Source organism: Rhizobium sp. CCGE531 (assembly GCF_003627795.1).
In the GTDB taxonomy this organism is placed as follows: Bacteria; Pseudomonadota; Alphaproteobacteria; order Rhizobiales; family Rhizobiaceae; genus Rhizobium.
On record NZ_CP032684.1, the window covers coordinates 3,018,444 to 3,044,280 of the forward strand.

General features: G+C 61.8%; 22 protein-coding genes. 17 read left to right on the forward strand and 5 right to left on the reverse strand.

Features of this window, described 5'->3' with window-relative positions; all coding sequences use genetic code 11:
• Nucleotides 1-38: 38 nt before the first annotated feature.
• Nucleotides 39-713, forward strand: coding sequence for an amino acid ABC transporter permease (locus tag CCGE531_RS14720; protein WP_120664837.1), 675 nt, complete (start codon nucleotides 39-41; stop codon nucleotides 711-713).
• A gap of 9 nt (nucleotides 714-722) precedes the next feature.
• Here the strand turns inward: CCGE531_RS14720 and CCGE531_RS14725 are convergent, their stop codons facing one another.
• Nucleotides 723-1,238 carry a MarR family transcriptional regulator gene (locus tag CCGE531_RS14725; RefSeq protein WP_120664838.1) on the reverse strand — a complete coding sequence of 172 codons (516 nt, stop codon included), beginning with the start codon at nucleotides 1,236-1,238 and terminating at the stop codon, nucleotides 723-725.
• Between the two features lie 97 nt (nucleotides 1,239-1,335).
• A complete protein-coding gene (locus CCGE531_RS14730) occupies nucleotides 1,336-2,904 on the reverse strand; it encodes an NAD(P)/FAD-dependent oxidoreductase (RefSeq protein WP_120664839.1) in 1,569 nt (522 codons plus the stop codon).
• Nucleotides 2,905-3,301: 397 nt separating this feature from the next.
• On the opposite strand from CCGE531_RS14730, the gene CCGE531_RS14735 reads away from it, so the two are divergent.
• The 3 genes from CCGE531_RS14735 to CCGE531_RS14745 all read left to right on the forward strand — a co-directional run bounded on the left by CCGE531_RS14735 (nucleotide 3,302) and on the right by CCGE531_RS14745 (nucleotide 6,278).
• Nucleotides 3,302-4,084, forward strand: coding sequence for a cyclase family protein (locus CCGE531_RS14735; RefSeq protein ID WP_120664840.1), 783 nt, complete (start codon nucleotides 3,302-3,304; stop codon nucleotides 4,082-4,084).
• 73 nt (nucleotides 4,085-4,157) lie between these two features.
• The gene (locus CCGE531_RS14740; protein WP_120664841.1) at nucleotides 4,158-5,747 is read left to right on the forward strand and encodes an NAD(P)/FAD-dependent oxidoreductase; all 1,590 of its coding nucleotides are present in this window, start codon (nucleotides 4,158-4,160) and stop codon (nucleotides 5,745-5,747) included.
• A gap of 24 nt (nucleotides 5,748-5,771) precedes the next feature.
• Nucleotides 5,772-6,278 carry a MarR family transcriptional regulator gene (locus CCGE531_RS14745; protein ID WP_120664842.1) on the forward strand — a complete coding sequence of 169 codons (507 nt, stop codon included), beginning with the start codon at nucleotides 5,772-5,774 and terminating at the stop codon, nucleotides 6,276-6,278.
• A 183-nt stretch (nucleotides 6,279-6,461) separates the two neighbouring features.
• Here CCGE531_RS14745 and CCGE531_RS14750 read toward each other — a convergent pair whose 3' ends face one another.
• Together CCGE531_RS14750 and CCGE531_RS14755 are read right to left on the reverse strand one after the other, a co-directional pair.
• Nucleotides 6,462-8,021, reverse strand: coding sequence for an indolepyruvate oxidoreductase subunit beta family protein (locus tag CCGE531_RS14750; RefSeq protein ID WP_120664843.1), 1,560 nt, complete (start codon nucleotides 8,019-8,021; stop codon nucleotides 6,462-6,464).
• 9 nt (nucleotides 8,022-8,030) lie between these two features.
• Nucleotides 8,031-10,184 (reverse strand): indolepyruvate ferredoxin oxidoreductase subunit alpha, encoded by a 2,154-nt coding sequence (locus CCGE531_RS14755; protein WP_120664844.1) that lies wholly within the window; start codon nucleotides 10,182-10,184, stop codon nucleotides 8,031-8,033.
• A gap of 378 nt (nucleotides 10,185-10,562) precedes the next feature.
• Between CCGE531_RS14755 and CCGE531_RS14760 the strand changes: the two genes are divergently transcribed.
• The 6 genes from CCGE531_RS14760 to CCGE531_RS14785 all read left to right on the forward strand — a co-directional run bounded on the left by CCGE531_RS14760 (nucleotide 10,563) and on the right by CCGE531_RS14785 (nucleotide 16,621).
• Entirely contained in the window at nucleotides 10,563-12,098 is a 1,536-nt protein-coding gene (locus tag CCGE531_RS14760) for an ABC transporter substrate-binding protein (RefSeq protein WP_120664845.1), read from the forward strand.
• A 261-nt stretch (nucleotides 12,099-12,359) separates the two neighbouring features.
• Nucleotides 12,360-13,367, forward strand: a complete 1,008-nt coding sequence (locus CCGE531_RS14765; protein WP_120664846.1) for an ABC transporter permease — start codon at nucleotides 12,360-12,362, stop codon at nucleotides 13,365-13,367.
• Complete coding sequence (locus tag CCGE531_RS14770) at nucleotides 13,360-14,253, forward strand: ABC transporter permease (RefSeq protein WP_120664847.1); 894 nt, start codon at nucleotides 13,360-13,362, stop codon at nucleotides 14,251-14,253. Before CCGE531_RS14765 ends, CCGE531_RS14770 begins: the two co-directional genes overlap by 8 nt.
• The gene (locus CCGE531_RS14775) at nucleotides 14,250-15,122 is read left to right on the forward strand and encodes an ABC transporter ATP-binding protein (protein WP_120664848.1); all 873 of its coding nucleotides are present in this window, start codon (nucleotides 14,250-14,252) and stop codon (nucleotides 15,120-15,122) included. Before CCGE531_RS14770 ends, CCGE531_RS14775 begins: the two co-directional genes overlap by 4 nt.
• Nucleotides 15,119-15,973 carry an ATP-binding cassette domain-containing protein gene (locus tag CCGE531_RS14780; RefSeq protein WP_120664849.1) on the forward strand — a complete coding sequence of 285 codons (855 nt, stop codon included), beginning with the start codon at nucleotides 15,119-15,121 and terminating at the stop codon, nucleotides 15,971-15,973. The genes CCGE531_RS14775 and CCGE531_RS14780 overlap by 4 nt, the downstream gene beginning before the upstream one ends.
• Before the next feature lie 84 nt (nucleotides 15,974-16,057).
• Nucleotides 16,058-16,621 carry a VOC family protein gene (locus tag CCGE531_RS14785; RefSeq protein WP_120664850.1) on the forward strand — a complete coding sequence of 188 codons (564 nt, stop codon included), beginning with the start codon at nucleotides 16,058-16,060 and terminating at the stop codon, nucleotides 16,619-16,621.
• Between the two features lie 25 nt (nucleotides 16,622-16,646).
• On the opposite strand, the gene CCGE531_RS14790 is transcribed toward CCGE531_RS14785, so the two are convergent.
• The gene (locus CCGE531_RS14790) at nucleotides 16,647-18,269 is read right to left on the reverse strand and encodes an AMP-binding protein (RefSeq protein ID WP_120666856.1); all 1,623 of its coding nucleotides are present in this window, start codon (nucleotides 18,267-18,269) and stop codon (nucleotides 16,647-16,649) included.
• A 299-nt stretch (nucleotides 18,270-18,568) separates the two neighbouring features.
• Between CCGE531_RS14790 and CCGE531_RS14795 the strand changes: the two genes are divergently transcribed.
• The 7 genes from CCGE531_RS14795 (at nucleotide 18,569) to CCGE531_RS14825 (ending at nucleotide 25,824) form a co-directional block, all read left to right on the forward strand.
• Nucleotides 18,569-20,887: a bifunctional salicylyl-CoA 5-hydroxylase/oxidoreductase gene (locus tag CCGE531_RS14795; RefSeq protein ID WP_120664851.1), complete on the forward strand. Its 2,319-nt coding sequence runs from the start codon at nucleotides 18,569-18,571 to the stop codon at nucleotides 20,885-20,887.
• 7 nt (nucleotides 20,888-20,894) lie between these two features.
• Complete coding sequence (locus CCGE531_RS14800) at nucleotides 20,895-21,674, forward strand: SDR family NAD(P)-dependent oxidoreductase (protein ID WP_120664852.1); 780 nt, start codon at nucleotides 20,895-20,897, stop codon at nucleotides 21,672-21,674.
• A 5-nt stretch (nucleotides 21,675-21,679) separates the two neighbouring features.
• Nucleotides 21,680-22,531 carry an enoyl-CoA hydratase family protein gene (locus CCGE531_RS14805; RefSeq protein WP_120664853.1) on the forward strand — a complete coding sequence of 284 codons (852 nt, stop codon included), beginning with the start codon at nucleotides 21,680-21,682 and terminating at the stop codon, nucleotides 22,529-22,531.
• Between the two features lie 4 nt (nucleotides 22,532-22,535).
• Nucleotides 22,536-23,714: an acyl-CoA dehydrogenase family protein gene (locus tag CCGE531_RS14810; RefSeq protein WP_120664854.1), complete on the forward strand. Its 1,179-nt coding sequence runs from the start codon at nucleotides 22,536-22,538 to the stop codon at nucleotides 23,712-23,714.
• Nucleotides 23,715-23,829: 115 nt separating this feature from the next.
• A complete protein-coding gene (locus CCGE531_RS14815; RefSeq protein WP_120664855.1) occupies nucleotides 23,830-25,011 on the forward strand; it encodes an acyl-CoA dehydrogenase in 1,182 nt (393 codons plus the stop codon).
• 8 nt (nucleotides 25,012-25,019) lie between these two features.
• Complete coding sequence (locus CCGE531_RS14820) at nucleotides 25,020-25,451, forward strand: thioesterase family protein (RefSeq protein WP_120664856.1); 432 nt, start codon at nucleotides 25,020-25,022, stop codon at nucleotides 25,449-25,451.
• Nucleotides 25,429-25,824, forward strand: a complete 396-nt coding sequence (locus tag CCGE531_RS14825) for a RidA family protein (protein WP_120664857.1) — start codon at nucleotides 25,429-25,431, stop codon at nucleotides 25,822-25,824. Before CCGE531_RS14820 ends, CCGE531_RS14825 begins: the two co-directional genes overlap by 23 nt.
• Nucleotides 25,825-25,837: the final 13 nt, after the last annotated feature.

Consider the following 25,837-nt stretch of genomic DNA (forward strand, 5'->3'; position numbering starts at 1 on the left):
TAAGAAATCATATCTTCGTTTTGCGCGCGGGAGTGCCAATGTCTTTCGTCGATACCTTCTTCAATTCCGACGTCATGATCTCGGCTTTCCCCCAGCTGCTGCGCGGGCTTTGGATGACGATCGCGCTCGGCGTGGTCAGTATCCTGATCGGCGTCACCGGCGGCCTCGTCGTCAGCCTGATCCGCCTCTATGCTCCCAAGCCGCTGCAGCTATTGATGGTCGCCTATATCGACATCATGCGCGCCATGCCGATGCTGGTTGTGCTGATCCTGATCTATTACGCGCTGCCTTTCATCGGCATCAGCTTTTCCGCCTGGTGGTCGGCGATCCTCGGATTTTCCATCGTGCTGGCTGCCTATTCGGCGGAAGTCTTCCGCTCAGGGATCGAAAGCGTGCCGCGCGGCCAGTTCGAGGCCGCCGCCGCCCTCGGCATTCCCTTCCTGATCACGCTTTACAAGGTCGTGCTGCCGCAGGCGGTCCGCATCGTCATCCCACCGACGACGAGCAACTGCGTGTCGATGTTCAAGGATACGTCGCTCGCCTCGACCGTGGCCCTGCCGGAACTGCTGAAAGAGGGGCAGAACGCCCAGGGCCTCTATGCCAACCCCTCGCCGCTGATCATGGCCGCGGTGATCTATGTCATCCTGCTCTGGCCGATGGTGCGCCTCGTCAGCGTGCTCGAGAAGAGGTTCAAGAACGAGCAAGCCAGATAAGCGCGGCCGTCAATCGAAGTCGGCGCCTGACAAATGATTGCTGACCGATGATTTCACCGCGCCGATATCGCGCCACAGCTCGCTGACGATAGCAGGGTCCACATCAGCCATCATGTCGCGCAGCCAGCCTTCATGGGCCGCAGCCATGGCGCTGAACGACGTCTCGCCCTTCTCCGTCAGCTTCGCGACCGTCACCCGCCGGTCGCCATCGGGTGTCACGCGCAGCACGAGGCCATCCGCTTCCAGCCGTTCGACAAGCCCGGTGACATTGCCGTTGGTGACCATGGTTCGCTTCGACAGCTCCCCGAGCCGGAGACCCTCGCGTTCGCGATAGAGCTGCGCCATCAGATCGAATTGTGGCAGGGTCGCACCGAACTCATTGCGCAGCCGACGACGAATTTCCTGCGAGATCAGCTTCGTGGTCGAGAGCATGCGCAGCCAGAGCCGCAACTCCAGCTTTTTGCCTTCCTGCGCGCCCTGAACGATGATCTCCAGGTCAACGGTTGCACTTTCCGGTTCTGCCATCACGTCAGCTCAATTCAATGCTCTGCATTCACGATGTGAACGATCTAGGGAGCAACATTTGAAATGTCAAAGGTTTGCGCGTCAAGCCAAATGGTGCTCACTTGGCCAGCATTTTCCCCAACATGAAACCGGAACCCGCCCCCGTTCCCGCTCCCGGCCATGTCGAAGCCCCGCACATGAACAGTGAAGCGACCGGTGTCCTGTAGCGCGAATAGCCGGCGACGGGGCGAAAGAGGAAATTCTGGTCGAGATGATGGCTACCGGAAAGGTTGTCGCCGCCGACAAGATTCGGGTTCTCGCGTTCGAGATCGATGGGTGAAAACACCGATTGCCCCAATATTTTGCCACGCAAGCCGGGGGCATAGCGTTCGACGATATCGAGAACGCGCTCGGCATAGGCATCCTTGATCTCATCCCAGCCTGTGCCGGTGATTTCTCCCGCTGCATCGCCGTGGAATTCCGCCGGCAGGACGCGCACCTGTATCCAGAGCACATGCTGTCCGGCCGGCGCGCGGGACGGGTCGATCGCCGTTGGCTGCCCGATCACCAAGGCGGGCTCGGCCGGCAGGAGACCGCCCATGGCCTCGGCATAGACACGCGACATCATTTCGAGATCCGGCGCGATATGCACATAGGCGAAATTCTGGAGCGCCTTGCCCGCCGTCCAATCCGGAAGGCCCGACAGCGCCAGATGGATCATCATCGTGCCAGGTCCGGCGCGGAAGCGCTTGACCTTGCCGTCGAACTCCCGACGCGACGGGTCCTGATCCAGCAGCTTGCCGAACAGGATCTGCGGATGGACATTGGCGATGACGGCGCGCTTTGCTTCGTAACGGCGGCCATCGGCCAGCACGACACCCGTCGCCTTGCCCCCTGACGTGACGATCTTGTCGACATGCGTTCCCAGCATCAGCTCGCCGCCCTTGCTTTTCAGCACGGTGGCCATCGCCTTGATGATGGTATCGGCTCCGCCCTTGCCGATGACCATGCCGAAGGCCTGATTGGCCATGGATTCGAGATAGGGAAACAGCGCGCCGCCGGCGACATCGGGCGCAAAGTCAAGATGCAGCCCCCAGGCCGCCATCATGGTCTTGAGTTTGGTATTCTGGAAACGGGCATCGAGAAAATCGCGCGGCGAGGCAAAGAGCATGCGCGCCGTCTCGTAGACCCAGCCCGTCCCCTTTTCACGCCACGCCTTCCACACCACCTTGGCTGCGGCCATCGAGGGCATTGGCGAACCAAGTAGACCGAAAACATGCGGGGCATCCGCGCCGAATTGCGAGAGCATGTTGCGCCAGGCGGCGGCATCCTGCGGCGAGATATCGGCGATGGCGCCTGCTGTCTTCTCGAGATCGGTGCTGACACCGAGATAGGTGCCGTCGCGGAAGACGCTGGCAAAGCAATCCGCAGCCGGCATGAAGCCCAGACCTTCGGCCGACAGCTCGTTCTTGTACTGCGCAAAGAAGGCCGAGCCGGCGAACATGGAGAGGTTCATGGCACAGAGATCGTGCCTGAATCCGGGCAGCGTCACCTCGCGCGTCTTGACCGCGCCGCCGGGCTCCGCATTGCTCTCGATGACGGCGACTTTCCAGCCCTTGGAGGCCAAATGCACCGCCGCCGCCAGGCCATTATGCCCGGCCCCCACTATGATCGCATCATAGCTCATCGCTTGCCCCTCTTTGAATTGTAATTATTATTGTCACATGCATACATCCTGAGCTTTAAGCTTCAAGTATCTATGGGCGCGAATCGCGTGATGCCGACACAATCACAGGTGGATCATCCATAAATCACCCCTGAGATTAGCGTTCTATTTCAGTATATTACCGATCCGGCCCAGTCTCGAATTGAAGCCCAATTTTGACCTCCGGAAGCAAGCCGGAATGCTTGCAATATCATATATTGTGACATAGGCTCCCTTCATTCCGCCGCCGCGCGGACCCGGTGCCGGGAGGAAAGGCACCCCGCGCCCGGCGATACCGACTTCAAGCCTGATCCCGAACAAAAGACCTGCAAAACGGCTCTGCGCATGGGATCATGCGGCAACAAGGGGAACTAGAAAAATGACCGCTTCCACACTCGTCAGTCTCGCCTCGGCCCTGCTTTCGGGCTCAGTCAAGGTCGTCGATCTCACCGCGCCGCTCGGACCAGATACCCCAGTGCTTTACCTGCCGCCGCAGTTTGGCAAGAACACCCCCAAGGTCAAGGTCCACACGATCTCAGAATACAACCAGGATGGCCCCTTCTGGGCCTGGAACTGGCTGGAACTCGGCGAGCATACCGGCACGCATTTCGATGCGCCCTGTCACTGGGTCACCGGCAAGGACCATCCGAACAACACGACCGACACCATCCCGCCGCAGAATTTCGTGGCGCCGGTCAATGTCATCGACCGCTCCAAGGAAGCAGCTGCCGATCCCGACTATCTGCTGACGGTCGATAGCATCAAGGAATGGGAAGCTGACAACGGCGCGATCGAAGCCGGCAGCTGGATGCTGCTGCGCACCGACTGGTACAAGCGTAACAATTCGACCGAGGCCTTCCTGAATGCCGATGAAAACGGCCCCCACTCTCCCGGCCCGACGGCCGAGGCGATCGAATATCTGCTGAGCAAGGGCATCATCGGCTGGGGTTCGGAAACGATCGGCACCGATGCCGGATCGGCCGGCGGCATGAACCCGCCCTTCCCGGCGCATAACCTCATGCACAAGGCCAACCGTTATGGCCTTGCCAGCCTTTCCAATCTCGACCAGCTTCCGGCCAAGGGCGCCGTGCTGATCGCCGCTCCGCTGAAATTCGTCAAGGGCACCGGCTCGCCGGTTCGTGCACTGGCATTGATTGCATGATAGGCTGGAAGGATCCGAGCCCGGGGGCGGGCTCCGGTCCTTCCGTTCATCTTGCCTATGAGGGGCAGCGGCAATGGGCGATCATGATTACATCATCGTCGGCAGCGGCATCAATGCGCTCGTCGCAGCCGCAATGCTCGGCAAAAAGGGACACAAGGTGCTCGTCTTCGAGCGCAATGACCGCATCGGCGGTTGCCTGCGCACCGAGGAGATCACCCAGCCCGGCTTCATCCACGACGTCATGGCAACGACCATGGTGCTGCTCCTCACCTCGCCGGCCTATGGCGCCATCGGCAAGGATCTCGAGGCGCGGGGCCTGGAATTTGCCCATGCCGACCTTCCCACAGGCGTGCTGAGGCCTGACGGTTCGCATGTCGTCTTTTCCAAGAACAGGCAGCGAAATATAGCCACCTTCGACGAGTTGTCGCTCGGCGACGGGCAGACTTTCTCCCGCGAGATGGCAGCCCTTGCTGCCGATGCGCCATTCCTGTTTTCCCTGCTCGGCGGCGCGCTGTGGTCGGGCTCGACCCTGAAGGCCGTTGCCGGGCAAGGCTGGAACCGCGGCCTGCGCAAACTCGCCGCCTGGTTCGGCGAAGCCTTGACGCCGGCACGCGGCTACCTCGAAACCACCTATCGGTCGGAAGACATTCATGCGCTCTGGGCACCCTGGGTGCTTCATTGCGGCCTCGGGCCGGAAAGTGCCTATTCCGCCGAGATGCTGAAGGTCATCGGCTTTGCGCTGGAGCTGGGCGGCGCGCCGATCGTCAAGGGCGGCGCCGGGAAACTGCTGGCCGCCTTCGAACGGCTGATTGCCGATAATGGCGGCGAAATCCGTATAAGTGCCGATGTCGAGGCCATCATCCCAGGCCCCAATCGCCGCGCCGGCGGCGTGCGCCTCGCAAATGGCGAGATATTAAGGGCAAAGGCCGGAGTGATCTGCTCCGTGACCCCAAAACAGCTCTACGACCGGCTGATGGCGGATTGGCCGGATCCATTGCCGACCGAGATAAAATCCAGCGTTGCCAGCTACCGCTACGGCAAGGGTAACATGCAAATCCACTACGCGCTTTCCGAGCCGCCGCGCTGGAAGGCCGATGCCGAACTCGGCAAGGTGGCGCTGCTGCATCTGACCTCCGGCCTCGACGGCGTCTCGCGCGCCGCCAACGAATGCGAGCGCGGGCTATTGCCTGAGGAGCCCACCATCTGCGTCGGGCAGCCGGTCGCACTCGATCCCAGCCGCGCGCCGGAAGGCAAATCGATCCTCTGGCTGCAGCTTCCCGAAGCGCCGCGCCGCATCAAGGGCGATGCCGCCGGCGAGATCGCGACGCCGGAAGATGGCCGTTGGACGGAAGAGGTGCGCGAGCGCTATGCCGACCGCGTCGAGGCGCTGCTATCAAGCCATATCGAGAACTTCGCGGGCATAAAGCTCGCACGCCGCGCCTACTCTCCGGGTGATCTGGAAGCGATGAACATGAACCTTGTCGGCGGCGACCCTTATGGCGGCTATTGCGGCCTCGACCAGCTTTTCATCTGGCGTCCCTTCAAGTCATCTGTTAACCACCGCACCCACATAACGGGCCTCTACCACATCGGCGCCTCGGCGCATCCCGGTGCAGGCCTTGGTGGGGGCTCCGGCTTCCTGCTGGCATCATCGCTGAAGTAATACGTTTCCTAGGGAGGATCGTCGATGGAGGAACGGTTTTCAGGCACCGTTTTGAGGCGCAAGCGGGATGAGAACACAAAGCGCCCGACCATGGGCGAAATCGGCCTCAATCACTTCGCACCCTATCTCATGAACCGGCTGATGGCGCGCTGGAACGCCAACCTTTCGGAAGAACTGCGCGAATACGACATGACGACCGCGAAGATGCGCGCGCTCGCCGTTCTCAGCGTATCCTCCAGTGTCACGATCAACGAGCTCTCCGTCTTCGCCGTGACCGAGCAATCGACGATGAGCCGCACCTTGGACTCTCTCGAGCAGCAGGGCTACATCCGCCGTCAGCCGCGTGCCGAAGACATGCGCATCCGTGATGTCTCGATCACCGAAGAAGGCCGCGCCGCCTTCGAGAAAGTGTGGCCGACCATGTACGACCTGTTCCTCCAGATGTTCGACGGCGTTGACGAAGCCGAATACCGCACCTTCATCTCGACCCTGCACAAGGTGCTGCACAATATCAGGAAGCATGAGATCTGAAGAGACCGGGGGCGCCTGTGGCCGCCCCGTCCTTCGAGGCATCTTTCCGCTGCGCTTCAAGATGCACCTCAGGATGAGGCGGAGAGGTTTTCGCAATTAGCACAGAGGGTTAGCCCTCATGGTGAGGTGTGGAGGACCGAAGGACCGGAGCCTCGAACCACGAGGGCGGGTGGCCACCCCACCTCACAACGTCTCCACGGTCTTCAACGCGCCGTCGAGCGCCACGCCCCGTTCGTCCAGCAGCGCCGCCTGCCGCAGTCGCCGCATCCAGGCCGCGCCATCTTCACGGTCTCGCAGCAGCGGCAACGCCGACATGACGCGATCGAATTTGGAAAGGCCGCGCGCATGCGTATCGGAATAGCCCTTGACGAGGCGGCGGTTGCCGACCACCTCGACGGCGAGATCATAATTTACGGCCAGAAGATTGGATGCCGTCGCAAGCCAGGCTTCGCGATGCTCCATTTCGCGTAAATGCCGCAGGGTGCCGCGACGGATACGACGTAGCGCCGAAACCATGTAGAGGCCGAGGAACCAGAACAGCGTGCCGGTCTGAACCCGCCGGCCCTTGTTGACGAAGCGGTCGAGCCGGGCAAACAGGCGCGGCCGGCTTTCAATCCAGAGACCCATCGCCTTCGGCATCGTACCGCAGACCTCATCCATGCGCGGATGCATATATTCGGTCATATAGACGATCTGATCGTCCTTGGCGCCGACCTCCTTGCGAACGCGCTCGAAGCGGGAGCCACGCACCTTCAGATCGGCAACGCGAATAACGTCGTCGTAAGCCATGGCCACCGCGACATATTTCGCCGCCTGCACGGTGAAGGCGAGATCCTTGCTCGCGCCGCCGGCCTTGCGGTCGAGCGCGTGAAGTGCCGTGACACGGCTCAGATATTCATCGGCATAGGCCGGATCCTGATAGTCGGCCAGCTTCTTGACGCCGGCAAAGAGTAGCGGCCACGCGGCTTCCGGAAATTCGGACCGGATACGATTGACCAACCGGTCCAGCGCCGGATGGCCGGCGGTTTCCGGCAGGGCATCGAAATGCTTCGGCGGCGTTGCGGAAACCGTATCGCGCGGCTTCTCCTTGACCCTGTCGAAGGCGGCGTTGAATGCTTTCAGGCTGGGCTCGATGCCCTTGCCGCCGGCGCGGATCATCGCCTCGAAAGCCTGCTTGCCGAAGGGAAGCGCGCCGGAGCCGGCCAGCGCACCGAACATGGAAGCTGATATCACGCTGCCATTCCTGACGGCCATCGTTTCCATGTCGAAAGCGATGGTGCGTTTGGCGGCGAAATCCGTGGCATCGACCACCACTTCGGCATTGCCGATGCCGTCGCCCGGCTTCTCCTTCTCGGCAACCGCAAAGGAGCGGTGTGTCGAGGCGATCAGCAGCGTCTTGTCCGGCGTGACTAGGCCGCGCAGCACGGAACGGCCAGCCTCCATCAGCTCGGCCGCCATGACGACATCGACATCGCCAGGTGTCGGCATCAGCGAAAAGATCGGTGCGTGGCCGTCGCGGGCCGGCAGCATCTCGATATAGTAGATCGTCGCGCCCGTGCGCTGCGCCACGCCGGGCACCGACGTCGTCTGCGCCATCCATCCCTCAGCCTCGGCAAGGCCGACGATCCAGTCGGCCAGCACGCCGCCGCCCTGCCCGCCCATGGCGAGGATGGCAAGCGACAGCGGCTTGTCCGTCGAAAGACGGCTTGCACTGAGATCACTCATGCTCACATGCTCGTTCATATCGCCCTCTCAATCCGAAAAGACGACGCGGCCGGCGCGACGGCGCGCCTGTAGCCAGCCGATGATGCCGGAGCGCATGCGGGCGACGAAGCGATCCCAGCCGGTCGGGTTATGAATGATGTCGGCACGATAGAAGGAGGGACAGAGCACGGCCGCCTCCGAGACCTCGCCGCAATTGCCGCAGCCGACGCAATTATTGTCGATCGCTGCCACCGGATCATCCTTCAGCGGATCGTCGGTATGCTTGATCGATAGCGACGGACAGCCCGAAAGCCGGATGCAGGCGTGATCGCCGGTGCAGACATCCTCGTCGACGCCGAAGCGCTCCTTGACCATGCGCTTGCCGTCCTTGACCGCCTTGGCGAATTGCGGCTTCACGCGGCGCTGCTTGTTGAGCATGCATTCCGAGGAGGCGACGATGATCTTCGGCCCCGGCTCCTTCGAGGTCAGAGCCTCGCGCAGCGTGTCGCGCATCTTTGCGACATCGTAAGTCCGGTCGATCTGGCGTACCCAAGTCGCGCCGATGCCCTTGACCGCATTGACGATGGAATTGTTGGTCTTACGGCGCGGATTGAGCGCGCGCGAGGACGGTATGTCCTGCCCGCCTGTCGCGGCCGAATAATAGTTGTCGACGACGAGGATGACGCCATCCTGCTTGTTGAAGACGGCATTGCCGACGGAGGTCGCAAGGCCGTTATGCCAGAAGCCGCCATCGCCCATGACCGAGATCACGCGCTTGTCGGCCGCGACATTGAAGGCCGAGGCAGCCGCCGGCCCGAGCCCATAGCCCATGGTCGTGCTGCCGAGGTTGAACGGCGGCAGGATCGAGAAGAGATGGCAGCCGATATCGCCTGATATGTGATGCTGGCCGAGCTCGTCCTCTACCATCTTCATCGCCGCGAAGATCGGCCGCTCGGGACAGCCGATGCAGAAACCAGGCGGACGCGGCGGCACGACTTCCGCCAAGGCCTTGATCTTCGGATCGTTGAGGATCGGGGTCGGGTCCGGCAGCGGCGGCTGGTTGCCGAGCAGCATGCGCTGATGGACCTCCAGGAAGTTCTTGATGCCCTTCATCAACACCGGCGCGGTATATTCACCACCCATGGGAAGGACATCCTTGCCCGCGACCTTGGTCTGGATATCGCGGCGACGCAGGATAGTATTCAGGGATTGCTCGATATATTCGGGCGCCCCCTCTTCCACCATCAGCACCGCCTTCTTGTTGGCGCAGAATTCGGCGATTTGGTCATCAACAAGCGGATAGGCGACATTCAGAACATAAAGCGGCACGGCGGAATTGCCGTAGACATCGGCAAGCCCGAGCTGCTGCAGCGCGCGCAACACGCCATTATACATGCCGCCGAGCAGGATGATGCCGACATCGCCTTCCGAGGGGCCGAAATACTCGTTGAGCTGGCGCTTCCTAATGAAATCGACGGCGGCGGGCCAGCGCTTCTCCAGCTTCTCCTTCTCGTGCATGAAGGATGCCGGCGGCAGCACGATGCGGTTGACGTCGCGAACCGGATTTTCAAGCGCCTGCTTCAGCGTATAGGCCGGCCGCTTGTTATCCTTGGCGACGAACTGGCCGTGCACATGGCAGCTGCGGATACCGACCTGCAGCATGACCGGCGTGTTCGAGACTTCCGAAAGCTCGAACCCCTCCTCGACCGCCTGTACGATCGACGGCAGGTTCGGGCGCGGATTGAGCAGCCACATCTGCGACTTCATCGCATAGGCATGGCTGCGCTCCTGCATGATCGAGGAGCCCTCGCCGTAATCCTCGCCGATGATGATGAGCGCGCCGCCCGTGACGCCGCCCGAAGACAGGTTTGAAAGCGCGTCCGAGGCGACATTCGTGCCCGCCGTCGATTTCCAGGTGACGGCACCGCGCACCGGATACATGACGGAGGCGGAGAGCATGGCGGCCGCCGCCGCTTCCGAGGCCGAGGTCTCGAAGTGGACGCCCAGATCCTGCATCACGTCCTTGGCGTCGGCCAGCACGTCCATGAGATGGGAGATCGGCGATCCCTGGTAGCCGCCAACATAGGAGACACCGGACTGCAGAAGTGCCTTGGTGATCGCGAGGATACCCTCGCCGCGGAAGATGTCACCTTCCCCGAGCTTCAGATCCTCGACCTCGCGCGCAAACGATCGCTCGGCCATGACGTTACCCCTTTGCCCTTGTGGGCTTGTTTTAAATCATTTGCAAAATCATATTTTGAACTTCCTTGAACTGTCAACGAACAATTATGCGATTTCGCGGTTCAAATTTGCGAAATTGGCCGTACAACCATATCGCGCGACCGTGGCGCGTCGTTGGCTGCGGCATAAGTTCGCCAACCATATGTATGCATATGCATAAATTTTATGCGGACCTGCGAAGCCTGTCGAGGAGCGGAGGAAGGGATTTCGCGAGACGGTTAGAGAAAGCGCTTGCCGCCCCAAAATATGTATTTTAAGATTAAAACATTCCGACAATAAATCGCCAGCGGCAGTTGGGCGTCACGCTTTTCTGCCGCTTAACAGGGGAACGGAGTGACCATGACGACACTTACTCGGCGCGAGGCCCTGAGCCTCGGCGCAGCCGCATTCATGACTGGAATTTTCGCAGGCAGGACACAGGTGGAGGCGGCTGAAGCCGGCACGCTGACCATCGCCTTCAACGTCAACCTGCCATCCTTCGATCCGACGACCGGCCCGTCCGCCGTCAATCCGACGATCCAGGCGATCTATCGCTCGATCTTCGATCAGTTCATCGGCCAGGGACCGGACCTGAAGTTCCAGCCGGGCCTTTTGACCGCCTGGGGCTGGAACGACGACAAGACCAAGGTGTGGATGGATGTCCGGGAAGGCGTCACCTGGCATGACGGCTCCAAATTCACCCCGGACGATGTCGTCTGGTCGCTGGAGCGCGCCGCCAAGCAGGACACCGGCAACCCAATCCAGTTCATCTGGTCGACAGCCAACAATTACAAGGCGGAGGGCAACCGCATCACCGGCGATGTCGTCCGCTTCGAGCCGACCTTCTTCAAATGGATGGCCTTCCTCACCGGCTATGTCCTGCCGAAGGACTATTACACCAAGGTGGGCGCGCAAGGCTTTGAAAAGAAGCCGATCGGCACCGGGCCCTATATGGTCGATGCCTATGAGGGCAATTCCTATCTGCGCCTGAAGGCGAACCCCCATTATTTCGGCGGCAAGCCTGCCTTCGACACCGTCATCTTCAAGTTCGTGCCGGATACGACGAGCCGCGTCGCCGAAATCGAATCCGGCTCGTCCGACGTGACGCTGGAAATCCCCTATGAGGATTTCGACCGGCTGAAGAAGAAGTCCGGCCTTTCAGGCGTCGCAACCCCGATCTCCGACATCGGCATGATCTTCATCAGCAATGTCGATCCGATGCTCGACAAGAATGTTCGGCTTGCCGCCAACATGGCAATCGACAAGGAAGCGATCATCAAACGGCTGCTGCGCGGCTACGGCAAGCCGCTTTCGACGCTGGAAGCGCCGGAATACGACGCCTACGATCCTTCCATCAAAATCCCCTATGATCCTGAGCAGGCCAAGAAGCTGCTGGCCGCCAGCGGCTATTCGCCGGAAAAACCGGTCAAGTTCGGCATCAAGACCACCCGAGGCTTCAAGCCGAAGGATTACGAGATGATCCAGGCGATCGTCGGCATGTGGCGCAAGGTAGGCATCGAGGCCGAAATCGAAGTCTACGAAATCGCCAAGCACTACGAGCTGCGCGCCGCCCACAAGCTCGGCCCGGCCGCCTTCTACAACTGGGGCAACGCCATCGGCGACCCGACGACCTCCACAGGCTTTGCCATGTTCGGCCCCTCGCCGCACTCGGCCTGGAAGACCAAGGATGTCGACGACATGTTGGGGCCGCTCTGGGTGGAAAAGGACGAGGCAAAGCGCATTGCCGGCTGGAAGGCGGCGATCAAGTACATCGCCGAACAGGGCTATGTGATCCCGTTGCTGCAATATGCCCAGCCGATCGTCTACAAATCGAGCCTGAAGGTCACGCCGAACGTCTCCGGCGCCCTGCAGCCGACGCTGGTGTCGAAGGGTTGATGAGTCGAGCTTTGAGCGTGTAGCCTCGCCCCTCACCCTAGCCCTCTCCCCGTCCTGAGCTTGTCGAAGGGGCTGGGAGAGGGAACGACCTTTGTACCCTCGCCTGAAAAGGCGGTCGGAAGGAAGGCTGTGGGTGCCTCTATCCCCTTCTCCCCGTCAAAACGGGGAGAAGGTGCTCGCCCTTCGACAAAAACTCAGGAGGCCGGATGAGGGGCCTGCACGCTTCATTTGCACCAGCCGTGCGATCGGAATTCATAACGAATGATAGCAGTCTCCATTCTCAACCGGCTGATCATGGCCGCGATCACGCTCTTCGGCGTGGCGGTGATCGTCTTTGTCCTGCTGCGCGTCGTGCCGGGCGACCCCATCGCCATGATGACCTCGCCGGGCGCAAGCCCCGCCGATATCGCAGCACTCCGCGCCCATTACGGCCTCGATGCAAACCTCACGACCCAGTTCGGCATCTGGCTGAAATCAGTGCTGGTGGGTGACTTCGGGACATCGATCTCCCTGAAGCGTGATGTGCTGTCCCTGCTGGGAGAGCGCCTCCCGGCAACGCTGGAACTCGCCTTCGCAGCCCTCGTGCTGGCGGTTCTTCTCGGCGGCGCGGTCGCGATCGTCGGCACGCTTGCCCGCCGTACCCTGTTCGAGCCGGTGATCGACAGTCTCAACGGCCTCTTCCTTGCCGTCCCGGATTTCGTCTGGGCGCTGGCGCTCGTGCTGGTCCTCGGCGTGCTGTTTCCGCTTTTCCCACTCTCTGGCCGCATCGACCCGAGCATAGACGCGCAATTCTCAACCCCCTTCTATCTCCTCGAAAGCCTGGTGACGCTTCGCTTCGGGATCTTTGCCGACATCTGCGCGCATATGATCATGCCGGTCCTGGCGCTCGGCCTGCCGCTGGCCGCCATCATCACCCGCGTGCTGAAAGCCGCACTCTCCGAGACCATGGTGCAGGACTATATCCTACTTGCCAAGCTGAAGGGCATGTCCGACCTGCGGCTGGTGCTGCAGGAGGCGCTGCGCAACGCCGTCGGCCCGACGATCGCTCTCACAGGCGTGCAATTCACCTTCCTGATCGGCGGCACCGTCATCGTCGAGCGCATCTTCGCCTATCCCGGCATCGGCAACATGGCGATCGATGCGGTCATCAACCGCGACCTGCCGCTGATCCAAGGGCTCGTGCTCGTCTTCGGCGCCCTCTTCATCCTCGTCAATCTGGCTGTGGACTTGCTGGTCGCGGCCTTCAATCCGAGGCTCGCCCATGGCTGACGTCATCTCGCCCGCCATGCCGCGACCACCATCGAGAATGGCGAGACGCGTACGCGCGCTGCTCTCCGAGCCGAAGGTCATCTTCGGTGGCGGCTTTATCCTCCTCCTCATCATCCTGGCGATCTTCGCGCCCTATATCGCGCCGAAAGATCCACTGGAGCAGGATCTCATGTCCGGTACTTTGCCGCCGGCGTGGATCGACGGCTCCGATCCGGGCTTCCTTCTGGGCACGGACGATCTTGGCCGCGACGTGCTCTCGCGCGCCATTTTCGGCACGCGCATCGCTCTGACAGTCGCCTTTGTCGCAGCCGGGCTTGCGGCATTGATCGGCACACTGCTCGGCCTTCTCGCCGGCTGGTATGGCGGCTGGATCGACAGGGTGATCTCCCGCCTCGTCGATATCTGGATGGCCTTCCCGCCGGTGTTGCTGTCGATCCTGCTCGTCGCCGTCTTCGGCTCCGGCGTGCACTCGGTCATCGCGGCCATCGTCATCATCGACTGGACGCGCTTCTGCCGCGTCGTGCGATCGGAAACGCAGGCGCAGGCGCGGATGGACTATGTCATCGCGGCCCATACAATCGGCTTTTCGCGAGCGAAAATCCTTTTCAGTGAGATCCTGCCCAATGTGACACCCGTGCTGATCGCCCTTGTCAGCCTGGAAATGGGCATCGCCGTCATTGTCGAAGCCATCCTGTCCTTCGTCGGCCTGTCGGTCGCCTCCGACACGCCGACCTGGGGCGGCATGATCGCCGAGGGGCGGCAGATGATCTACCAAGGCTGGTGGGTGCTGGTCGTGCCGCTGATCGCGCTCTTCGCGACGGTGCTTGCCTTCAATCAACTCGGCGACGGCCTGCGCCGCGCCCTCGATCCGGTTATGCGCCGATGACATCTCCGCTTCTCTCCATTGCCGGCCTCAGCGCCGTTTCCGACCGCGACGGCGGCGCACCGATCCTTCGCGGCGTTCGCCTGACGCTAGAGCGCGGCGAAGTACGCGGGCTTGTCGGCGAAAGCGGCGCCGGAAAATCGACCATTGCCAAAGCCCTGCTCGGCATCCTGCCGCGCAGCGTCCGCATCACCGCCGGCTCCATCCTTTTCGAAAGCCGCAATCTCCTCACCCTTTCCGCCAGGGAATTGCGCGGCATCATGGGCAGCGATATCTCGCTGATCCCGCAGGACCCGCAGACGGCGCTCAACCCAGGACGACGTATCGAGGCACAGCTAACCGACGGCCTCCGATTGAAACGAGGCATGTCGTCCCGTGATGCAAGACTGCGCGCGCTAAAACTGCTGGAGGAAGTGCATATCCGCGATCCCGAGCGCGTGCTGCGCGCCTATCCGCATGAATTGTCAGGCGGCATGCGCCAGCGCATATTGATCGCCGCCGCCTTCGCCCTGGAGCCGAAGCTGGTCGTGGCCGACGAACCGACCACGGCGCTCGATGTCACCGTGCAGAAGCAGATCCTGCGGCTGATCCGCGGCCTGCAGGAGGCCCACGGCACCGCCGTCATCTTCGTCACCCACGATCTCGGCGTTGTGGCCCAGATCTGCGACAGCGTTACGTTGCTCTATGCCGGCAAGGTCATCGAAGAGGGACGCACCAGTGATGTGCTTGGACACCCGCAGCACATCTACACGAAATCGCTTGTTGCCGCCGGCCCGCGCTACGATCGGCCAGATGCCGGGCTGATGCCGGTGCCGCAAGCCGTGTTCGAGCAACTACGCCGCGAAATCGGCATCCCTGAGGGCGGCCGATGAGCGTTTCCGATCATCTCCTGTCCGCTAGGGGAATCGAAGTCACCTATGGCGCCAAGCCGCATCTCTTCGGCCCGCCAGGCCATGGCATCAAAGTGCTGCACGGCGTCGATATCGACATCCGCCGTGGCGAGACTGTGGGAATCGTCGGCGAAAGCGGCTCGGGCAAGACAACGCTCGGCCGCGCCCTGCTGCGGCTGGTCGATGTCAACGCGGGCACCATCCATTTCGACGGTAGGGACATCACCCGTCTGCCCGATGCCGACATGCGCCCGTTGCGCCGCCGCATGCAGATGATTTTCCAGGATCCGATGGCCTCGCTCAATCCGCGCCACACGATCCGCCGCATCCTTGTCGAACCTTTGCTGCTGCATCGACTAGCCTCCGACCGGAAAGAAGCAGAACGCCACGTCGCAAAAATCCTCGAGCGGGTGACGCTGCCGCAGGCCTGCCTCGATCGCAATCCGAATGAGCTTTCCGGCGGCCAGCGCCAGCGTATCGGCATCGCCCGCGCCGCGCTGCTCAAGCCGGACTTCGTGCTTGCCGACGAGATCGTCTCCGGCCTCGATGTGTCGACGCAGGCACAGGTGCTCAATCTGCTGAAAGAGCTTTCGCGCGACCTCGGCCTTTCCATGGCCTTCATAAGCCACGACCTCTCCGTCATCCGCGCCATCTGTAACCGCGTCTATGTCCTGCGCCACGGCCGCGTCGAGGAAGATGGCGATTGCGAACGCGTCTTCACCGCACCCGCCTCCGCCTATACGCGCATGCTGCTCGACGCCATTCCCCTGCCGGAAATCGACCCGAACTGGCTCGGCCGCGAAAGCCTGATGGAAGAAGCGTCAGAAGCTTGAATAGTCGCTGGAAGGGGGCGCAAAGCCGTCACTTAAACCGCAGCAAGAACGCAATAGCATCGGCATACCCAAAGGGGGATCACCATGAAATACCCTGTGTCAGCAGAGAAAAATGCCGGCGGCCTGCCCGGACTTCGTGGCCACGATCATACGGGACTCACGGTGCCGGATATGAAGCAGGCGGTCGATTTCTTTCAGAAGGTGCTCGGCTGTGAGGTCATAATGTCGTTCGGCCCCTTTGCCGATGACGAGGGCACGTTCATGACGGATTTGCTCGGTGTCCACCCCAAGGCTCAGGTAAAGCAAATAACGCAAATACGCTGCGGTTTCGGATCGAACATAGAGCTCTTCGAATACTCGGCTCCGGACCAGCGAGATCTGAAACAGAAGAACAGCGATATCGGCGCATTTCATATCTCGCTCTACGTCGATGATATCGACGCGGCAAAGGCCTATCTGGACAGCAACAACATCGAGACACGGCTCGGACCATTCCCGGTCCAGGATGGCCCCGCCGCCGGCCAATCGATCCTGTATTTTCAGGCGCCATGGGGTCTGCAGTTCGAAGCGATCAGCTATCCCAAGGGCATGGCTTATGAAAAAGATGCCGAAACCGTGTTGTGGGATCCGAAGAATCCGGGCAGGTGATCGGCGCCAGGAAAGCGCCGCCTAATCAAGCCGCCGGCGTCTTCAGGCGAAACCGCTGTATCTTGCCAGATTCCGTCTTCGGCAGAGCTTCGACGAAGATAATGGAGCGCGGATATTTGTAAGGCGCGATCACGGCCTTCACATGATCCTGCAGCTTCCTGACCTGCAGATCCGATGCGACGATGCCTGCCGCCAGCACCACATGGGCCTGAACGATGTGGCCGCGATCCTCGTCCGGCTTGCCGATGACGGCGCATTCGAGTACGTCGGCATGCGACAGAAGCGCTGCCTCCACTTCCGGCCCAGCAATATTGTAACCGGCGGATAAAATGATGTCGTCGGAACGGGCGGCGAAGTGGAAATAGCCGCCTTCGTCCTGAATGAAGCTGTCGCCCGTCAGGTTCCAGCCATCGCGCACATAGTCGGCCTGCCGGTGGTCGGCGAGATAGCGGCAGCCGATCGGCCCGCGAACGACGAGCTTGCCGATTGTCCCTCGCGCAACCTCGTTCATCTCGTCATCGACGACGCGGGCTTCATAGCCCGTCAGCGGCTTGCCGGTGCAGTTCGGCCGCGCGTCGGAAAGATGATTGGAGATGAAGATGTGCAGCAACTCGGTCGAGCCGATGCCGTCGAGGATCGGCTTGCCGGTCTTGCGCGTCCACTCCTCGAAGATCGGCCCCGGCAGCGTCTCGCCGGCGGAGACGGCAATGCGAAGCGAGGAAAGATCCGCTCCCGCCTCCATCGCCGCCAGCATGGCGCGATAGGCCGTCGGCGCGGTGAAGCTGATGGTCGCGCCATAGTCCTGGATGATCTCGACCATGTTCTTCGGCGAAGCGTTTTCGAGCAGCGCCGTCGATGCCCCGAAGCGCAAGGGGAAGACGACCAGACCGCCGAGCCCGAAGGTGAAGGCTATCGGCGGCGAACCGATGAAGACGTCGTCCGGCGTCACCTGCAGGACTTCCCTGGCGTAGGTGTCGGCTATGATCAGGATATCCCGATGAAAATGCATGGTGGCCTTGGGCACACCCGTCGATCCCGATGTGAAACCGAGCAGCGCCACATCGTCCCGTCCGGTTTTGACCGGTTCGAAGCGAACGGGCTTGTTGAGCGCAATGCGGTCGAGTTCCGCATCGTGATTGGCGGTGCCGTCGAAGCCCACCACCTGCTTGAGGAAGCGGCTGTCCTTGGCCGCAGTGACGAGCTCTTCCAGCAGCCTTGTATCGCAGAGCGCAAACGAGATTTCCGCCTTGTCGATGATCTTCGACAGCTCGCCCGCCCGCAACATCGGCATGGTGTTGACCGCAACGGCGCCGACCTTTGTCACCGCCAGCCAGCAGGCGATCATGGCGGGATTGTTTCCGGAGCGGATGAGAACACGATTGCCGGGCTTGAGGCCGAAATTCTCGATGAGCGCATGGGCGATGCGATTGGTCCAGTCCGCCAGCTCCTTGTAGGTGCGGCGGCGGCCGTTACCGATCAGGGCCACATTGTCGCCAAAACCCTTCTCGACCATGCGGTCGCTGAGTTCGAAACCGGCATTCAACCATTCCGGATAGTCGAAACCCTCCATCCGCAGCTCGGGCCATTCCTCGAAAGGCGGCAGATTGTCTCGCGTGAATGTATCGGTATGGCCGGTCGGTCCCAGCATTGCCTCGCTCCCGCATTCTTCTCGATCGAAGCCACCATCGCCGCTTTCCCCTGCGGCACATGTAGCGTTGCCAAAAAGGATCGCACCGAAGCCCGCAATGTTCAAGCAAGAAATTTTAAGCCTAAACTATTTTTGAATATTCATTGATTTAAAAAGACAATTTTCAGTTTCCACGGTATTGTGCCCATCTGTTATCCGCAGTTTCCGGCAGGAAAAGCCTTGACGAATGGCGGCGACAAGATATTTTAAACTTAAATGATTTTGGAGACCGGCTGCGGCTGGACGAGGAGGGAAAAGCGATGCGCATCGTCTGTATCGGCGGCGGCCCCGCAGGGCTCTACTTCGCTCTTCTGATGAAGAAGCTCCATCCCGAGCATTCCATCCGCGTCGTCGAGCGGAATCGCCCCTATGATACCTTCGGCTGGGGTGTCGTCTTCTCCGACGCAACAATGGTTTCGATGCGCGAATGGGACCCGGAAAGTGCCTCCGAAATCGAGGACGCCTTCAACCATTGGGACGATATCGAGGTCCTGTTCAAGGGCACGCGCCAGCGCACATCGGGCCACGGCTTCGTCGGCATCGGCCGCAAGAAGCTCTTGAATATCCTGCAGAAGCGCTGCGAAGCGCTCGACGTGGAGCTGATTTTCGAAACCGACGTCAATTCCGATCTCGATTATCCGGACGCTGATCTGATCATCGGTTCGGACGGCCTCAATTCGAAGATCCGCAATCATTACCCGGAAGTCTTCCAGCCGGACATGATTGTCAGGCCGAACCGCTATATCTGGCTCGGCACTAACAAGCAGTACGACGCCTTCACCTTCGATTTCCGCCGCACCGATCACGGCTGGTTCCAGGCGCATATCTACAAGTTCGACGACAGGACCTCGACCTTCATCGTCGAGACGACGGAAGAAGCCTATCTCGCCCACGGCCTCGACAAGATGGACCAGGACGGCGCCATCGCCTTCTGCGAAAACCTGTTTTCCGAAGTGCTCGAAGGCGCGTCGCTGATGACCAATGCCCGCCATATCCGCGGCTCGGCCTGGCTCAACTTCAACCGCCTGATCTGCGGCAAGTGGAGCCATTTCAACGGCAATTCCCATGTGGTGCTGATGGGCGATGCCGCCCACACCGCCCATTTCGCCATCGGCTCCGGCACCAAGCTTGCGATCGACGACGCCATTGAGCTGACCCGCCTGTTCCAGATCCACGGGCATGGGAAGGACACGATACCGGCAGTCCTTGAGACCTACGAGGAAATCCGCCGCGTCGATGTCGCCCGCATCCAGAATGCCGCTCGCAATGCGATGGAATGGTTCGAAGTCGTCGGCCACCGCTATGCGGACACGCTCGAGCCGCCGCAATTCATGTATTCGATGCTCACGCGTTCGCAGCGCATCAGCCATGAGAATCTGCGGCTGCGCGACAAGACCTGGCTCGAAGGCTATGAGCGCTGGTTCGCCGAAAAATCCGGCCTCGCCGTCGGCAACGACCGTTGCCTGCCGCCTATGTTCACGCCCTATCGTCTGCGCGATGTCCAGCTCATCAACCGCATCGTCATGTCGCCGATGGCGATGTATTCGGCTGAAGATGGCGTGATGAATGACTTCCACATCGTCCATCTCGGCTCGCGCGCGCTTGGCGGCGCCGGGCTGATCTTCGCTGAGATGACCTGCGTCACCCCGGATGCCCGCATCACGCCCGGCTGCCTCGGCCTCTGGAACGAGGCGCAGGTCGCGCAGTGGAAGCGCCTCGTCGATTTCGTTCACATGAACAGCGCCGCCAAGGTCGGCATCCAGCTCGGCCATGCCGGCCGCAAGGGCGCGACGAAGCTCGCCTGGGAAGGCATCGACCAACCGCTTCCCGAAGGCGAGTGGCCGCTGATCTCCGCATCATCAGTCCCCTATCTCAAGAATAGCCAGGTGCCGAGGGCCATGGATCGCGCCGATATGGACCGCGTCAAGGCCGACTTCATCCGCTCGACGGAACTGGCGGTCGAGACCGGCGCCGACTGGCTGGAGCTGCACTGCGCCCATGGCTATCTGCTGTCGAGCTTCCTGTCGCCGCTGACCAATCAGCGCAACGACGAATATGGCGGCAGCCATGAAAACCGCGCCCGCTATCCCCTCGAAATCTTCCATGCGATGCGGGCCATCTGGCCGGCGAACAAGCCGATCTCAGTCCGCCTTTCCTGCCATGACTGGACCGATGGCGGCAACACGCCGGAAGACGCGGCGATCTTCGCCCGCCTGTTCAAGGAAGCGGGCGCCGACCTGATCGACTGCTCCTCCGGCCAGGTGTCGAAGCAGGAACAGCCGGTTTACGGCCGCCTGTTCCAGACGCCCTTCTCGGACAAGATCCGCAACGAGATCGGCATCCCGACGATCGCCGTCGGTGCGATCTCCGAGGCCGACCACGCCAATTCGATCATTGCGGCAGGCCGCGCCGATCTCTGCGCCATCGCCCGTCCGCATCTGGCGGACCCCGCCTGGTCGCTGCATGAAGCCGCCAAGATCGGCCTGACTTCCATTCCCTGGCCGAAGCAATATCTTTCCGGCAAGACTCAGTACGAAACCAACCTCGCCCGCGCGGCCACATCAGCGCCGGCGAAATGAGGATGAGATGACGACTTCGGGCAAACTCGCCGGCCGCCACGCCCTCGTCACCGGGGCCGGCAGCGGCATTGGCGCCGCGATCGCCAAGGCGCTCGCCGCCGAAGGCGCGCGTGTCAGTCTTGCCGGTCGTCGCAGGGAGCCGTTGGAAGCGGTCGCCGCCGAGATCGGCGCGCATGGATTCGTGGTCGATGACTTCGATGTCACGAGCCCCGAGGCCGTGGCACAGGGCCTCGCCAAAGCACGCGAAAAGTTTGGCCCGGTCGATATCCTCGTCAACAATGCCGGCGAAGCGCCAAGCGCGCCCTTCGAGAAGACGAGCCTTGAGGCCTGGAACCACGTCCTGTCGGTCGACCTCACGGGCGTTTTCGCGGTGACGCAGGCAGCCCTGCCCGACCTGAAGGCACATGGCGCCGGCGCTCGCATTATCAACATCGCCTCGACGGCCGGCCTGAAGGGATACGCTTACGTCTCGGCTTACGTTGCCGCCAAGCATGGCGTCGTCGGCCTGACCCGCTCGCTGGCGCTGGAATTGGCGAAGACCGGCATCACGGTCAACGCCGTCTGCCCCGGCTTTACCGATACGCCGATCATCCAGCGGTCGATCGAGACGATCGTCGCCAAGACCGGGCGCACAGCCGAACAGGCACTTGCCGAACTCACGAAATCCAATCCGCAGAGACGCCTCGTCAAGCCGGAAGAGGTTGCCGACACCGTGCTGTGGCTGGCCTCGCCGGCCGCTGCATCGATCAATGGACAGGCAATTGCGGTTGCCGGTGGGGAGGTTTGAGCGCCATGAGCGATCGGGATATGACGATGAAGGGACATCTAAAGCCTTTCAAGGATTTGAAGCCTGAGCACTTCCTCTGGGACGTCAGCGAAGACGGCCGCGTCGCCACCATCCGCCTGAACCGCCCGGAACGTAAGAATCCGCTGACATTCGACAGCTATGCCGAACTGCGCGATCTTTTCCGCGATCTCGTCTATGCCTCCGATATCCGCGCCATCGTGCTGACCGGCGCCGGTGGCAACTTCTCCTCCGGCGGCGATGTCTTCGAGATCATCGAGCCGCTGACCCGCATGGCGATGCCCGAACTTCTGGCCTTCACCCGCATGACCGGCGATCTCGTCAAGGCGATGCGCAAATGCCCGCAACCGATTATCTCGGCGGTCGACGGCATCTGCGCCGGCGCCGGCGCCATCCTTGCCATGGCCTCCGATTTGAGGCTTGCGACGCCGGAAGCCAAGACGGCTTTCCTCTTTACCCGTGTCGGCCTTGCCGGCGCTGATATGGGCGCGTGCGGCATCCTGCCTCGCATCATCGGCCAGGGCCGCGCCGCCGAGCTTCTGTTTACCGGCCGCTCGATGACGGCAGCGGAAGGACAGGCCTGGGGCTTCTATAACGGCCTGCACGCGAGTGCCGATCTGGAGCAGGAAGCAATCAAGCTAGCCCGCTCGCTCGCCGACGGCCCCTGGTTTGCCCATGGCATGACCAAGACCATGCTGAACCAAGAATGGGCGATGGGCATCGACGAGATGATCGAATCCGAAGCGCAGGCCCAGGCCGTCTGCATGGCAACGCAGGACTTCCGCCGCGCCTTCGAAGCCTTCGCGGCCAAGCGCCGGCCGGAATTCCAGGGGGATTGAGCTGATGTCCACGGCAAGCAGCCTCGCCGGCCCGACACGAGATCATCTGGATTGGCCCTTCTTCGAGGAGCGCCATCATCGTTTCGCCGCCAAGGTCGATGCCTTCGCAAAGTCCGGCGTCATAACTTCCATCGATCATGCCGATGTCGATGGCGCATGCCGAAAGCTGGTCAAGGCGCTGGGCGAAGCTGGGCTTCTGGCTGCCGCGACCGGTTCCTCCGATAGCGAACCACTGATCGATTCCCGCATGGTCTGCCTCGCCCGCGAAACGCTGGCCTGGCATGACGGCCTTGCCGATTTCGCCTTTGCCATGCAGGGCCTCGGCACCGGCGCCATCGGCCTGTCCGGCTCGCTCGAATTGCGTGTCGCCGTGTTGCCCAAAGTGCGCTCGGGCGATTGGCTGGCCGCCTTCGCGCTCTCGGAAAAGGATGCCGGCTCCGATGTGGCAGCCATGAGCTGCGCTGCCCGCCTCGACGGCGATCACTATGTCCTCGATGGCGAGAAGACCTGGATTTCCAATGGCGGCATTGCCGACGTCTATACCGTCTTCGCGCGCACCGGCGAAGCGCCGGGAACCCGCGGCATCTCGGCCTTCGTCGTCTTTGCCGACGATCCCGGTTTCTCGATTGCCGAACGCATCGAGGTGATCGCGCCGCACCCGCTGGCGACGATCCGTTTCGACAATTGCCGCATTCCCGCTTCGCGTCGCCTCGGCGCGCCGGGCGAAGGCTTCAAGATCGCCATGCGCACGCTCGATATCTTCCGCGCCTCGGTGGCGGCCGCCGGCCTCGGCTTTGCCCGCCGCGCGCTGGATGAATCGCTTGCCCATGCGCGTGCACGCCCGATGTTCGGCGCTGCCCTTGCCGACCTTCAGTTGACGCAGGCCGCCCTCGGCGATATGGCGACCGGCATCGACGCGGCGGCATTGCTCACCTACCGGGCAGCCTGGCGTCGCGACGTGCAGCGCTTGCCGACGACGCGCGAGGCGGCCATGGCCAAGATGACGGCGACGGAAACCGCGCAGAGCGTCATCGACCGCGCAGTCCAGCTCTTCGGCGGGCGCGGCGTGAAGTCGGGCGAGATAACGGAAAAACTCTATCGGGAGATCCGCGCGCTTCGTATCTATGAAGGTGCGACCGAAGTTCAGAAACTCATCGTCGCGCGCGAACTTCTGAAGACCTAGAGCAATTCCAGGAAAAGTGCGGAGCGGTTTTCCGTCCGGAATTGCGTGAACAAAGAAATTGAGCGGTTAAGTGCTAACTGGAAACACTGAACCGCTCTAATGGGAGATTGAGAGCATGAGCCGCGAGATTTTCGACTGGGCCGACCCGTTCAGGCTTACGGAGCAGCTGAGCGACGACGAACGCATGGTGCTGGATACCGCGCATTCCTACGCGCAGGAAAAGCTCGCACCCCGCGTTCTCGAAGCTTTCCGCCACGAAAAGACCGATCCGGCGATCTTCCGCGAAATGGGCGAGCTCGGCCTGCTCGGCCCGACGATTTCCCCGGAATATGGCGGCGCCGGCCTCAGCTACGTCGCCTACGGCCTGATCGCACGCGAAGTCGAACGCGTCGATAGCGGCTATCGTTCGATGATGAGCGTGCAATCCTCACTGGTCATGGTGCCGATCGATACCTTCGGCTCGGAAGCACAGAAGCAGAAGTACCTGCCGAAGCTCGCCACTGGCGAATGGATCGGCTGCTTTGGCCTCACCGAACCGAACCACGGCTCCGATCCGGGCTCGATGGTCACCCGCGCAAAGAAGGTCGATGGCGGCTACAGCCTGACCGGCGCCAAGACCTGGATTTCGAATGCGCCGATCGCCGATGTCTTCGTGGTCTGGGCAAAGACCGAGGACGGCCTCATCCGCGGCTTCGTCCTTGAAAAGGGCTGGAAGGGGCTTTCCGCGCCCGCCATCCACGGCAAGGTGGGCCTGCGCGCCTCCATCACCGGCGAAGTCGTGATGGACAATGTCTTCGTGCCCGAAGAAAACCTGATGCCGAACGTATCCGGCCTCAAGGGTCCGTTCACCTGCCTCAATTCGGCGCGCTTCGGTATTGCCTGGGGTGCGCTCGGTGCCGCCGAGGATTGCTATGCGAGGGCACGCCAATATGTGCTCGACCGCAAGCAGTTCGGTCGTCCCCTTGCCGCCAACCAGCTGATCCAGAAGAAGCTTGCGGACATGGTGACCGAGATCACGCTCGGCCTGCAGGGCTGCCTGCGCCTCGGCCGCATGAAGGAAGAAGGCCATCCGCCGGTGGAACTGACCTCCATCCTCAAGCGCAACAGCTGCGGCAAGGCGCTGGATATCGCCCGCGCCGCCCGCGACATGCTGGGCGGCAACGGCATCTCGGACGAATTCGGCATCGCGCGCCATCTCGTCAACCTCGAAGTGGTCAACACCTATGAGGGCACGCACGATATCCATGCCCTGATCCTCGGCCGCGCCATCACCGGCATCGCCGCCTTTTCGAACTGAGGCCCGCCTTGGCATTCAAGACCACCAGACCCCTGCGCTTCGGAGATTGCGACCCCTCTGGAATCGCCTATTTCCCCTCCTACCTGAATATCCTCGTCGGGGTGCTGGAAGACTATTTCGCCTCGATCGGCTTTTCCTGGCGAAAACTGGTCGACGACCGCCGCCTGGGTGTCCCCACGGTGCGGCTCGACCTGACCTTCGTGAAGCCGGGCCTTCAGGGCGACGACCTCGAATTCGTGCTGGTGGTGCGCGGCATCGGCCGTTCCTCGCTCGATCTGGAACATCAGATCTCGGCGAACGGCCATGTGCTGTGGACAGCCAGGCATCGCGTCGTCGCCACCTCGCTCGATACGCATAAATCCATGGCATGGCCGGATGATATCCGCACCGCGCTGACCTCTCATCTGGAGACGACCGATGCACACCATCCTGCAACCTGAAGGCTGGGCCAAGCCGATCGGCTATGCCAATGGCATGGCGGCGACCGGCCGCATGGTGTTCGTCGGCGGCCAGGTCGGCTGGAATGCCGCCTGCCAATTCGAAAGCGACGATTTCGTCGAGCAGGTGCGCCAGACATTGAAGAATGTCGTTGCCATCCTCGCCGAAGGTGGCGCCGAACCGAAGCACATCACCTCGATGACCTGGTATTTCACCGACAAACAGGAATATCTCGGCAATCTCAAGGGCCTCGGCCAGGCCTATCGCGAGATCATCGGCCGGCACTTCCCGGCCATGGCCGCCGTGCAGGTCGTCGCCCTCGTCGAGGATCGCGCCAAGATCGAGATCCAGGCGACCGCCGTCATCCCGGAATAATATCGGAAGGCTG

Coding starts and splice junctions, on each gene's coding strand:
- CCGE531_RS14720 (WP_120664837.1), top strand. CDS start 39: ATGTCTTTCGTCGATACCTTCTTCAATTCCGACGTCATGATCTCGGCT.
- CCGE531_RS14725 (WP_120664838.1), bottom strand. CDS start 1,238: ATGGCAGAACCGGAAAGTGCAACCGTTGACCTGGAGATCATCGTTCAG.
- CCGE531_RS14730 (WP_120664839.1), bottom strand. CDS start 2,904: ATGAGCTATGATGCGATCATAGTGGGGGCCGGGCATAATGGCCTGGCG.
- CCGE531_RS14735 (WP_120664840.1), top strand. CDS start 3,302: ATGACCGCTTCCACACTCGTCAGTCTCGCCTCGGCCCTGCTTTCGGGC.
- CCGE531_RS14740 (WP_120664841.1), top strand. CDS start 4,158: ATGGGCGATCATGATTACATCATCGTCGGCAGCGGCATCAATGCGCTC.
- CCGE531_RS14745 (WP_120664842.1), top strand. CDS start 5,772: ATGGAGGAACGGTTTTCAGGCACCGTTTTGAGGCGCAAGCGGGATGAG.
- CCGE531_RS14750 (WP_120664843.1), bottom strand. CDS start 8,021: ATGAACGAGCATGTGAGCATGAGTGATCTCAGTGCAAGCCGTCTTTCG.
- CCGE531_RS14755 (WP_120664844.1), bottom strand. CDS start 10,184: ATGGCCGAGCGATCGTTTGCGCGCGAGGTCGAGGATCTGAAGCTCGGG.
- CCGE531_RS14760 (WP_120664845.1), top strand. CDS start 10,563: ATGACGACACTTACTCGGCGCGAGGCCCTGAGCCTCGGCGCAGCCGCA.
- CCGE531_RS14765 (WP_120664846.1), top strand. CDS start 12,360: ATGATAGCAGTCTCCATTCTCAACCGGCTGATCATGGCCGCGATCACG.
- CCGE531_RS14770 (WP_120664847.1), top strand. CDS start 13,360: ATGGCTGACGTCATCTCGCCCGCCATGCCGCGACCACCATCGAGAATG.
- CCGE531_RS14775 (WP_120664848.1), top strand. CDS start 14,250: ATGACATCTCCGCTTCTCTCCATTGCCGGCCTCAGCGCCGTTTCCGAC.
- CCGE531_RS14780 (WP_120664849.1), top strand. CDS start 15,119: ATGAGCGTTTCCGATCATCTCCTGTCCGCTAGGGGAATCGAAGTCACC.
- CCGE531_RS14785 (WP_120664850.1), top strand. CDS start 16,058: ATGAAATACCCTGTGTCAGCAGAGAAAAATGCCGGCGGCCTGCCCGGA.
- CCGE531_RS14790 (WP_120666856.1), bottom strand. CDS start 18,269: ATGCTGGGACCGACCGGCCATACCGATACATTCACGCGAGACAATCTG.
- CCGE531_RS14795 (WP_120664851.1), top strand. CDS start 18,569: ATGCGCATCGTCTGTATCGGCGGCGGCCCCGCAGGGCTCTACTTCGCT.
- CCGE531_RS14800 (WP_120664852.1), top strand. CDS start 20,895: ATGACGACTTCGGGCAAACTCGCCGGCCGCCACGCCCTCGTCACCGGG.
- CCGE531_RS14805 (WP_120664853.1), top strand. CDS start 21,680: ATGAGCGATCGGGATATGACGATGAAGGGACATCTAAAGCCTTTCAAG.
- CCGE531_RS14810 (WP_120664854.1), top strand. CDS start 22,536: ATGTCCACGGCAAGCAGCCTCGCCGGCCCGACACGAGATCATCTGGAT.
- CCGE531_RS14815 (WP_120664855.1), top strand. CDS start 23,830: ATGAGCCGCGAGATTTTCGACTGGGCCGACCCGTTCAGGCTTACGGAG.
- CCGE531_RS14825 (WP_120664857.1), top strand. CDS start 25,429: ATGCACACCATCCTGCAACCTGAAGGCTGGGCCAAGCCGATCGGCTAT.